Origin of the sequence: Kitasatospora sp. NPDC059462 (assembly GCF_042749955.1) — a bacterium.
Classification (GTDB): domain Bacteria; phylum Actinomycetota; class Actinomycetes; order Streptomycetales; family Streptomycetaceae; genus Kitasatospora.
Genome location: NZ_JBHYUU010000255.1, coordinates 1 through 9,628 on the forward strand (window position 1 = coordinate 1; position 9,628 = coordinate 9,628).

8 protein-coding genes are annotated in these 9,628 nt (G+C 75.2%); 2 read left to right on the forward strand and 6 right to left on the reverse strand.

Annotation, left to right across the window (positions count from 1 at the left end; all coding sequences use genetic code 11):
- Positions 1–158: 158 nt before the first annotated feature.
- From ACFXAM_RS35675 to ACFXAM_RS35695, 5 genes are all read right to left on the reverse strand, one after another.
- The gene (locus tag ACFXAM_RS35675; RefSeq protein ID WP_380297727.1) at positions 159–764 is read right to left on the reverse strand and encodes a hypothetical protein; all 606 of its coding nucleotides are present in this window, start codon (positions 762–764) and stop codon (positions 159–161) included.
- On the reverse strand, positions 761–2,065 hold the full coding sequence (locus ACFXAM_RS35680; RefSeq protein WP_380297728.1) for a hypothetical protein: 1,305 nt from the start codon (positions 2,063–2,065) through the stop codon (positions 761–763). The genes ACFXAM_RS35675 and ACFXAM_RS35680 overlap by 4 nt, the downstream gene beginning before the upstream one ends.
- Positions 2,066–2,067: 2 nt before the next feature.
- Positions 2,068–2,847: an ATP-binding cassette domain-containing protein gene (locus ACFXAM_RS35685; protein ID WP_380297730.1), complete on the reverse strand. Its 780-nt coding sequence runs from the start codon at positions 2,845–2,847 to the stop codon at positions 2,068–2,070.
- Positions 2,848–2,998: 151 nt separating this feature from the next.
- Positions 2,999–3,427, reverse strand: a complete 429-nt coding sequence (locus tag ACFXAM_RS35690) for a hypothetical protein (RefSeq protein WP_380297732.1) — start codon at positions 3,425–3,427, stop codon at positions 2,999–3,001.
- 360 nt (positions 3,428–3,787) lie between these two features.
- Positions 3,788–4,519 (reverse strand): tyrosine-protein phosphatase, encoded by a 732-nt coding sequence (locus tag ACFXAM_RS35695; RefSeq protein WP_380297733.1) that lies wholly within the window; start codon positions 4,517–4,519, stop codon positions 3,788–3,790.
- Positions 4,520–4,670: 151 nt separating this feature from the next.
- Between ACFXAM_RS35695 and ACFXAM_RS35700 the strand changes: the two genes are divergently transcribed.
- Positions 4,671–5,846, forward strand: coding sequence for an FHA domain-containing protein (locus ACFXAM_RS35700; protein ID WP_380297734.1), 1,176 nt, complete (start codon positions 4,671–4,673; stop codon positions 5,844–5,846).
- 11 nt (positions 5,847–5,857) lie between these two features.
- Here the strand turns inward: ACFXAM_RS35700 and ACFXAM_RS35705 are convergent, their stop codons facing one another.
- On the reverse strand, positions 5,858–6,835 hold the full coding sequence (locus ACFXAM_RS35705; RefSeq protein ID WP_380297736.1) for an aminoglycoside phosphotransferase family protein: 978 nt from the start codon (positions 6,833–6,835) through the stop codon (positions 5,858–5,860).
- Positions 6,836–7,140: 305 nt separating this feature from the next.
- Here ACFXAM_RS35705 and ACFXAM_RS35710 point away from each other — a divergent pair, with 305 nt between their 5' ends.
- Positions 7,141–9,624, forward strand: coding sequence for a Tex family protein (locus ACFXAM_RS35710; protein ID WP_380297737.1), 2,484 nt, complete (start codon positions 7,141–7,143; stop codon positions 9,622–9,624).
- Positions 9,625–9,628 lie beyond the last annotated feature (4 nt).

The following is a 9,628-nucleotide window of genomic DNA, read 5'->3' on the forward strand; positions in this document are numbered from 1 at the left end:
GGCAGGCCCCGGCGCCGCTGAGCCGCCGGGGCGCGGAGGCCCCGCGGGCGCCGGGCGGGCCGGGGTGTGGGCGGCCGGGCGTGGGTTGCGCTGGCGGTGGTGGGCGGCGTCCGGGGAGGTGGCGGGTGATGGGCGTGGCCGGGCTTGCCGGGGTGCGGTCAGCCGGTCGGTGGGTGCGGGGTCGCGGGCGGGGGTCGGCGGAGCAGGGTGCAGGTGGTGCCGGCGAGCAGGAGCAGGGTGACGGCGGCGAGCGCCGTCGGGGAGCCGGCCGGATGGAGCGGCCAGGCCCACGGCTGCGGGCGGCCGTCCGGGTACCAGCCCGCCGCCGAGCAGAGCAGCGGGACGGCGGCGAGCGCGGCGGCGGCCGGGCGGTGGCCGACCAGGGGGTGGACCAGCAGCGCGAGGCCGAGGTAGCCGGCGATGTTGCGGGCCAGGACGAGGGCGAGTGCCCCGCAGCCGGCCGCACGGGCGAGGCCGCCGCAGGCCGTCCCGCCGGCCGCGAGGGCGAGCGCCAGCCCGGCGTCGAGGCCGCGCAGGAACCGCCCGGCGACCGATTCGGTGCGCAGGTCGCCCCGGCCCAGCCCGTGCAGCAGGAACACCGCCGGGAGCAGCGTGAGCACGTGCGCGAGCAGGAAGTGCCCGGCCTGTCCGTGCAGGGCGGGCACCGGCAGCTCGCCGTCCCCGCACAGCAGGCCGACGGCGAAGGTCCCGGCGAGTACGGCCGCGAGCAGCGGGACGGCGCGCGCCTTGCACCACCAGCTCACCGCTCACCTCCGGCGGAGGCCGTCCCGGTGTGCGGGAGCGGCGGGGGCAGGGTGCCGCAGTCGGCCAGGGCCGCCACGGTGGCGCGGTACCAGGCGAGCTGCGTCCCGTCGGGCAGGTGGAGCAGCAGGGCGGCGCGGGCGGCGTCGTCCTCGGTGAAGCGGCCGCCGACGCCGGCCGCGGGCACGGTGGTCCCGCCCGGTCCGGCCCGGGCGGTGAGCCAGGCGGTGGCCGTGCCCGCCGCGGCGTCCGCCGGATAGGGGTCGCCGCGGAGGGCGCAGTCCGGGGCACGCGGGAGCAGGCCGCCGACGACGGCGGGGGCGACGTCCTGCGCCCGGGCGTCGGTCGGGACGCCGAGCTTGGCCTCGCCCGGTCCGGGGCGGGCGGCCATGGTGAACGCCTCCGGGACGGCGACGCCGTACCAGGCCAGGTTGCCGGTGACCCGCCGGACCTCGCCGCGGACCACGGCCGACCGGGTGTCACCCAGCTCGGGCCAGAGGCAGACGCGTGGGCGCCCGCCGTCGCAGACCAGGGCGGCGGCGGACCGGTCCCGTACCGGTTCGGGGCCGAGGTCACGGGCCGTCCAGCCGCCCGCCGCGATGCCGCCCGCGGTGACGGCCAGCGCGGCGGCGACGGCGAGCGGGGTGCCGCGCCGGCGGATCAGCAGCACGGCGGCCGCGCAGACCGCGCCGGAGAAGACCAGCGAGCCCGCCACCGCCCGACCGTCCAGCACCTGGTCCACGGCGCAGCAGTCGGACAGCCCGCCGCCGACCAGGTGCCGGGGCCAGTAGGTGTCGAACGCGGCGGGGTAGGCGTTCAGCACGAAGCTGCCCGCCAGCGCGAGCGGGACGGCGACCACCGGTGCCAGCACCCGTCCGACGACCGAGCCGACCAGGGTGTTGGCGAGCAGCAGCCCGGCCCAGACGGCGAGCGGACCGGGCTGCGGGACGCCATCCACGGTGCCGCCGGCCAGTGCGGCGGTGCCGAGCGCGACGGCCATGCCGAGCCCGCCCATCACGGCGACGGGCAGCAGCACCGGTGTGGTGATGGCCGGCGCGGAGCGGACCGGCGAGCGGCCGAACACCCGGCCCCGGTGCAGCCGCGCGCCCTCCCACGCGCCGCAGGCCGCACAGGCCGCGCAGGCGAACGGCAGCGCCAGGCTGGCGTGTCCGGCGGCGGCGAGCCCGTAGGCCGGGGTGACCCAGGTGGTCAGCTCGTCGCCGAGCGCGACCAGGACGAAGCCGAGCAGGAACGGCAGCGTCCGGGTGCCGGCCGAGACCCGCAGTACGGTGCGCAGCAGCATGGTCAGGTCTCCCGTTCGATCAGGCTCGCGTAGGCGGCCTCGGCACTCCGCGTGCCGGAGCCGCCGTCGGAGCCGCTGCCGGGCCCGGGGAGCCGGCCGCCGGGCGCCAGGGCGTGGAACTCCTCGGTGGCGCCCTGGAAGCGGACCCGGCCGCGGTCGAGCACCACCACCTGCCGGTAGGTGCCGGCGAGGTCCTCGGTCTGGTGGGTGGAGACCACCACGCTCACCTCGCCCGTCAGCTCCTCGACCAGGGAGCGGAACACCGCGCGCTGGGTCGGGTCGAGCCCGGCGGTGGGCTCGTCCATCAGGATCAGTTCGCTGTGGTGGGCGAGGCAGCCGGCGATGCCCATCCGGCGCAGCTGGCCGCCGGAGAGCTGGTGGCCGGCCCGGTCGGCGAGCCCGGAGAGGCCGACCCGGGCGAGGGCGCCGGCCGAGGCCTGCCAGGCGGCGGTGCGCGACATGCCCTTCAACCACCCGCAGTACGCCACCTGTTCGCGCACGGTGAGCCCGGGGACGGGGGTGATCTGCTGGGGCAGCCAGGCCACCGCGCGCCGGAAGGCGGCCCGGTGGCCGGCGCCCGTCGCCGGGTTGACGCCGCGCCAGGTGACCAGTCCCCGGCGCGGGCTCAGCTGGGAGGCGGCGAGCGCCATGAGGGTGGACTTGCCGGCGCCGTTGGGGCCGAGCAGGACGGTGGCCGGATGGTCGATCCGCAGATCGAGGCCGGTGAACAGGAAGGTCTTCCGGCTGTACTGGAAGTCGATGCGGTGGAACTCAAGGGCCATGGCGGGGTCGACGCATTTCGCTCGGAAGGGGTGCGGGTGGGGCCGGCGGGCGGGGCGCGGACGGGCTGGACCGGTACCGGGCGGATTCGGTACGGGACGGATTCACGTACGACACGGATTCGCGTACGGGACGGATGCGGGCCGGACGGGGTCAGTACCGGGTGGTGACGGTGTCCACCCAGAGCTTGGCGCCGCTGCGCACGGCCTCCAGCGTGAAGTAGTAGTTGCCGGAACTCTGGTCGCCCCAGCCGGAGGTGTCGCAGTGGTTGGACCGGTGGCCGTAGGCCTTGTCGGGGCCGAAGACGTCCTTGTAGAGCTGGAGGTCGGCGTCCTTGAAGTCGTTGTTGCCGGTGACGCAGCCCTGGAAGGTCACGGTGGTGGCGACGTCGTCGCGGTCGCTGTCGGCCCAGCGCCGTGACTCCGACCCGGGGCCCCAGCCGCTGATGTGGGACGTCCAGGAGCCCTCGGCGAGGGCGGGGCCGGCGCCGGTGATGCCGAGGAGTGCGGCGGCGACCAGGATGCCCCGGACGCGCGTGCGGTCGGTCCGGCGGGGGCGGCGGGCGCGGTTCTCTGCGTGCATGGTCCGTCCGATCGTTTCGGTGACACCGCCGTGCGGGGCGGGGTCATGCAGGCGAAAGGAAACGAGCGGAGGTCCGACCGGAACGGTCGCGGTCACCCGATCGGACGAGCCGTCGCGGGAATGACCTTAGCGTGCACGAACAGGCGCTCAGCACCATTTTTTTCGGCCATTCGGCAGGTCAAGGCCCAGGTGTCGGGGCTTGGCAAGGGGCTGATCGGCATTCGCCGGGAATTGTCTTTCCCTGGCATTTACCGTCGAATGCCGACCAGTCCTGTCCCTTGGTGATCTGTCGGCCGATCGATTTCTTTTTCGTGCGATTGTCGTTCCGGCGCGGTGCTGGCCGGTTCTCGACGCCCCCGGCTAGGCCGTGAGCAGTCGGTCCCGCAGCCGGCCGACCAGCGCCCCGTCGATGCCGACCTTGCCGGTGACATAGGCGTGCACCGAGCCGTGGGCGGCGGTCAGATCCGCGAGCGCGAGCCGGATCACCTCCTCCGGCGCGCGCCCGAAAGCCGGCCAGCGCAGCGTGCGCCCCGGGTTGGCGGCGCGCCAGTCGGTCACCAGCCGGGCCGTCACGAGCTCGGTGAGCGCGAAGTCCGCGGCCACGTCGTCCTCGCCCACGCCGAGCAGGGTGAGCACCAGGGCGGCGATCAGCCCGGTGCGGTCCTTGCCGGCGGCGCAGTGGAAGACCACCGGCCGCTCGGCCTGCGCGATCAGCTCCAGGACGGCGCGGATCTCCGCGACGCCGTCCTCGGCCACCTCGGCGAACCGGTCCGCCAGGTAGCGCCAGGGGTCGAGCCCCGGGTCGATCTCGGCCTGGTCGTACGGCCGGTGCTCGATCGAGAGGTTGTGGTACGCGACGCCGTCCAGCTGCGGTATCCGCCCCCGGCGTTCGATCTCCCAGGGGTGGCGCAGGTCGATCACGGTGCCGATGTCCAGTGCCCGGAACCGTTCGAGGTCGGCCGCCGAGGCGAGCCTGCCGAGCGAGGACGAACGGAACAGCAGGCCCCGGCGGACCGTCCGTCCGTCGGCGGCCGGGTAGCCGCCCAGGTCGCGGAAGTTGTACGGACCCTCGAATTCGATATGCCGTGTCATGTTCGCACCCTACTGGGAGCGTTGGCGGAGCAGGGGGCTCCTCCGCGGGCCCCGGGACGGAGCGGCCTGGGTCATGATGGAACCGTTGTGACGGGACGCCGGGACGGTTCGTCCGGGGCGGCCCGTGCACGTCCGACCGCACGGAGGCCCCATGGAGCACAGCCCCGACCGCGCCCTCGACCGCAACCTCGCCACGTCCGCGGACCGGGCGGACTACCTGGTGGAGCTCTCCAACGTCGTCCGGCGGACCGACTTCGGCGGCACGGCGCCGCGCTCGCTGCACCGGCTGGGGCTGGTGGTGGACGCCCTGGTGCGGCTGACCGGGGACCGGCACGTGGCGGTCTACTGCGTCGCCGACCGCAGCCTGCTGGGCGGGCGGCGGGAGTTCGCCGAGGAGGCGGACGCCCGGACGCTGGCGCGGTGGGTGGCCGAGGGACTGGTGGAGGAGGTGCCGGACGCCGACGAGCGGGTGCTGGAGATCGCCGGCATGACCGGGATCCAGGTGATCACCGCCGACCACTACGACGACCACCGGATCGAGTACCCGTGGATCCAGGGCAACACCTGGCAGTTCCTGCGCCCGGAGGCGGCCGGGCGGGGCGTGGTGCGGCTGGTGCCGCTGGACATGGGGTACCGCACCGGCGCCGAGATATCCAAGAAGATGGAGCTGTCGGCGCTGAAGAAGCAGGGCCTGCTGACGGCCGGCCGCAAGCCGCTGGTCGAGGTGGTCGGACGGTCCTGGCGCTGCCCCGACGCGCGGTGCACCCTGTACAGCGTGCACCGCGGCGGGCGGGTGATGCTGCCGCGGATGCGCCGGGGCGTGCCCACCTGCGAGCTGCACGGGGTGCCGCTGCTCGACGACGGCCCCCGGGCCGGTGCCGCGCAGGTCAAAGTGGTGCTGGACGGGCAGTGCGTGGCCCGGTGCACGCTGGACGAGGGGACCCGCACGGCGGTCGGCCGGGCGCCCGGGACGGCGGAGGACGGCATCGCGCTGCTCGGCCTGCTCCCGGCCGAACGGGCGGCCCTGGTCAGCCGCCGCCACCTGGAGGTGTCGGTGCGCGGCGGCGCGGTGACGGTGCGGGACACCAGCACGTACGGCAGCCGGCTGCGGGTGGCGGGGCGGCGCGGCCACCTCGGCCCGTGGGAACGGCTGGCACCGGGCACCGACCGGCCGTTCCGCCCGGGCGACGAGGTCGAGTTGACGCCCGGGCTGGTGCTGACCCGCAGTGGCCGGCGCTTCCCGGCCGAGCTGGCCGGCGCCTGGCAGTCGGAGGCGGCCCACGCCCCGCTGCCGCCGGGGGCCGCCGAGCCGACCCGCTTCGTCTGACGCTCCGACGCTCAGACGCTGCGGTCCGCCAGGACCTCCCGGACGATGTGCCGGGCGTTGGCGGCCAGCGGCGGGTTGGTGGTGCGGTAGTAGGGCAGTTGGACGAGGGCGAGGGACAGCGCCCAGGCCCGGCCGCGTTCCCAGGTGGCGTCGTCGACGGCCAGGGCGGTGCGGAAGGCCTGGCGGGCGGAGGGCGGCAGCAGGCTCCAGGCGGGCAGCAGGTCGACGGTCGGGTCGCCGGTCCCCAGCAGGCCGAAGTCCAGGACGGCGGAGAGGCGTTGGCCGGTGACCAGCAGGTTGCCGGGGGTGAGGTCGCCGTGCACCCAGACGCCCGGTCCGGTGGGTTCGGGCAGGCGCAGGGCCTTGTCCCACAGGGCGGTCGTCGTCTCGGTGTCGATCACCCCGCGCAGCCGGCCGATGGCGGCGCGGGTGGCGGCGTCGCGGCCGGCCAGCGGTCCCGAGCGCAGCGCGGCCGGAGCCTGCGGGCCCGCCTCGGCGGAGCGCAGGGCGGTGAGGAAGTCGGCGAGGTCGTGGGCGAGTTGGACGGGGTTGGGGATCGATCCGGGGACCGGGTTGGCGCCGTCCAGCCAGCGCAGCACCGACCAGCTCCAGGGGTAGCCGACGGTCGGCCGGCCCTGGCCGACCGGCGCCGGGACGGGCACCGGCAGCTGCCGGGCCAGGCGGGGGAGCCAGTACTGCTCGCGCCCGAGGTTCCCGGCGGCCCAGGCGGCCCGCGGGAGGCGGACGGCGAGTTCGGGACCGAGCCGGAACATCGCGTTGTCGGTGGTCGCGAACCCGACCGGGGTGAGCGGAAGACCCTTCCACTGCGGGAACTGGGCGGCGATCAGCCGCCTCACCAGACCGGTGTCGATGGCCGGTTCGTCGTCGTGCAGGCGGTCGTGCAGGGGGTCGTGCAGAGGGCCGTGCAACTGGTCGTACGGATGGTCGTCGTCGTGCAGGTGGTCGGGCGTCCGAGCGGCTGCGCACATGCCCGGCACTGTACGCCGCGACGGGGCCCGCGCTCAGGCGGATTTCGAACACCAGGGTGGGAAAGCGAGGATTTCACGGGGGCGTTGGGTTTCGCGGGGGGCGCTCGGGATCGCGCCGGCGCCGGCGGGAGCCGCCGCCGGGCGACGGATCCGGGCCGGTCGCGCACCGGCTCCGGACCGTCGCCGGGCCCGCCGCGGCCGCCCGGCGCGCCACGCCCGGGGTGGTGGGGGCGGGGCGTGGTGTCGGGGGTTGCTGCGAGAATGCGGGGGTACGGACAGCAACTCTGAAGAAGGTGACCGGCTTCGTGACCACGCCAGTCGAACAGGCGGCCCAGCAGGCCCAGCAGGCGATCGAGCGGAAGATCGCCGAGGAACTGGGCGTTCGCGAGGGGCAGGTGAAGTCGGCGGTCGAGCTGCTGGACGGCGGTGCGACGGTGCCGTTCGTGGCCCGCTACCGCAAGGAGGTCACCGGCTCGCTGGACGACGCGCAGCTGCGCACCCTGGAGGAGCGGCTGCGCTACCTGCGGGAGCTGGAGGAGCGGCGCACCGCCGTCCTGGAGTCGATCGAGGCGCAGGGCAAGCTGGACGACGCGCTGCGCGGGCGGATCCTGGCCGCCGACTCCAAGGCGCGGCTGGAGGACATCTACCTGCCGTTCAAGCCGAAGCGGCGCACCAAGGCGCAGATCGCCCGGGAGGCCGGGCTGGAGCCGCTGGCGGACACCCTGCTCGCCGACCCGACGCAGGACCCGGCGGCGCTGGCGGCGGGCTACCTCAACGAGTCGGTGGCCGACGCTCCGGCCGCGCTGGAGGGGGCGCGGGCGATCCTGGTCGAGCGGTTCGGCGAGGACGCCGACCTGGTCGGCTCGCTGCGCGAGCGGATGTGGACCCGCGGGCGGATGGTCGCCACCGTGCGTGCGGGCAAGGAGCAGGAGGGCGCGAAGTTCGCCGACTACTTCGACTTCGCCGAGCCGTACACCAAGCTCCCCTCGCACCGCATCCTGGCGATGCTGCGCGGCGAGAAGGAGGAGGTGCTGGACCTCGACCTGTCCCCGTACGACGGCGAGGAGACCGGTGACCTGCCCGGCGCCAACGACTACGAGCAGCGGATCGCGGCCCGCTTCGGCATCGCCGACCACGGCCGCCCGGCCGACAAGTGGCTCGGCGACACCGTCCGCTGGGCCTGGCGCACCCGCGTCCTGGTCCGGCTCGGCATCGACCTGCGCGGCCGGCTGCGCGCCGAGGCCGAGGACGAGGCGGTGCGCGTCTTCGCCGCCAACCTGAGGGACCTGCTGCTCGCCGCCCCGGCCGGCACCCGCGCCACCATGGGCCTGGACCCGGGCTTCCGCACCGGCGTGAAGGTCGCGGTGGTGGACGCCACCGGCAAGGTGGTCGCCCACGACACGATCTACCCGCACCAGCCCGCCAACAAGTGGGACGCCGCGCTGGCGACCCTGGCCGCGCTGGCGAAGAAGCACGACGTCGACCTGGTGGCGATCGGCAACGGCACCGCCTCCCGGGAGACCGACAAGCTCGCCGAGGACCTCCTCAAGCGCCACCCGGAGCTGAAGCTCACCAAGGCGATGGTCAGCGAGGCCGGCGCCTCGGTCTACTCGGCGTCCGCCTTCGCCTCGCAGGAGCTGCCGGACCTCGACGTGTCGATCCGCGGTGCGGTCTCGATCGCCCGCCGGCTCCAGGACCCGCTGGCCGAGCTGGTCAAGATCGACCCCAAGTCGATCGGGGTCGGCCAGTACCAGCACGACCTGAGCGAGGTGAAGCTCTCCCGTTCGCTGGACGCCGTCGTCGAGGACTGCGTCAACGCGGTCGGCGTGGACGTCAACACCGCCTCCGCCCCGCTGCTCACCCGGGTCTCCGGCATCACCGGCACGCTCGCGGACAACATCGTCGCCCACCGTGACGCCAACGGCCCGTTCCGCACCCGCAAGGCGCTGAAGGACGTGTCCCGGCTCGGCCCGAAGGCCTTCGAGCAGTGCGCGGGCTTCCTGCGCATCCCGGACGGCGACGACCCGCTGGACGCCTCCAGCGTGCACCCGGAGGCGTACCCGGTGGTGCGCCGGATCCTCGCCGCGACCGGCGGGGAGCTGCGCGGGCTGATCGGCAACAGCGGGAAGCTGCGCACCCTGCGCCCGGGTGACTTCGCCGACGACACCTTCGGCGTCCCGACCGTCACCGACATCCTCGGCGAGCTGGACAAGCCGGGCCGCGACCCGCGCCCGGCGTTCCGCACCGCGACCTTCAAGGAGGGCGTGGACAAGATCGGCGACCTGGAGGTCGGCATGGTGCTGGAGGGCGTGGTCACCAACGTGGCCGCGTTCGGCGCCTTCGTCGACGTGGGCGTCCACCAGGACGGCCTGGTGCACGTGTCGGCGCTGTCGAAGAACTTCGTCAAGGACCCGCGCGAGGTGGTCAAGCCGGGCGACATCGTGACCGTCCGGGTGACCTCGGTGGACGTGCCGCGCAAGCGGATCGGGCTCACCCTGCGGCTGGACGACGAGGTGGGACGCGGCGGCGAGGGCGGCGGGCGCGGCGGCGACCGGCAGGCCCGCCCGCCGCGCCAGGAGCGCCGCGGCGGCCAGGGCGGCCAGGGCGGTCAGGGTGGTCAGGGCGGCGGGCGCGGGCAGGACCGCCGCGACCGTGACCGGGGCGGCTCCGGCGGCTCGGCGCCGCTGGGCAACAGCGCCATGGCGGACGCGCTGCGCCGGGCCGGACTGGCCGGCGGCGGGTCGTCGGACGACCGCCGCTCCGGGGACCGCCGTTCCGGACGGCGCTGAGCAG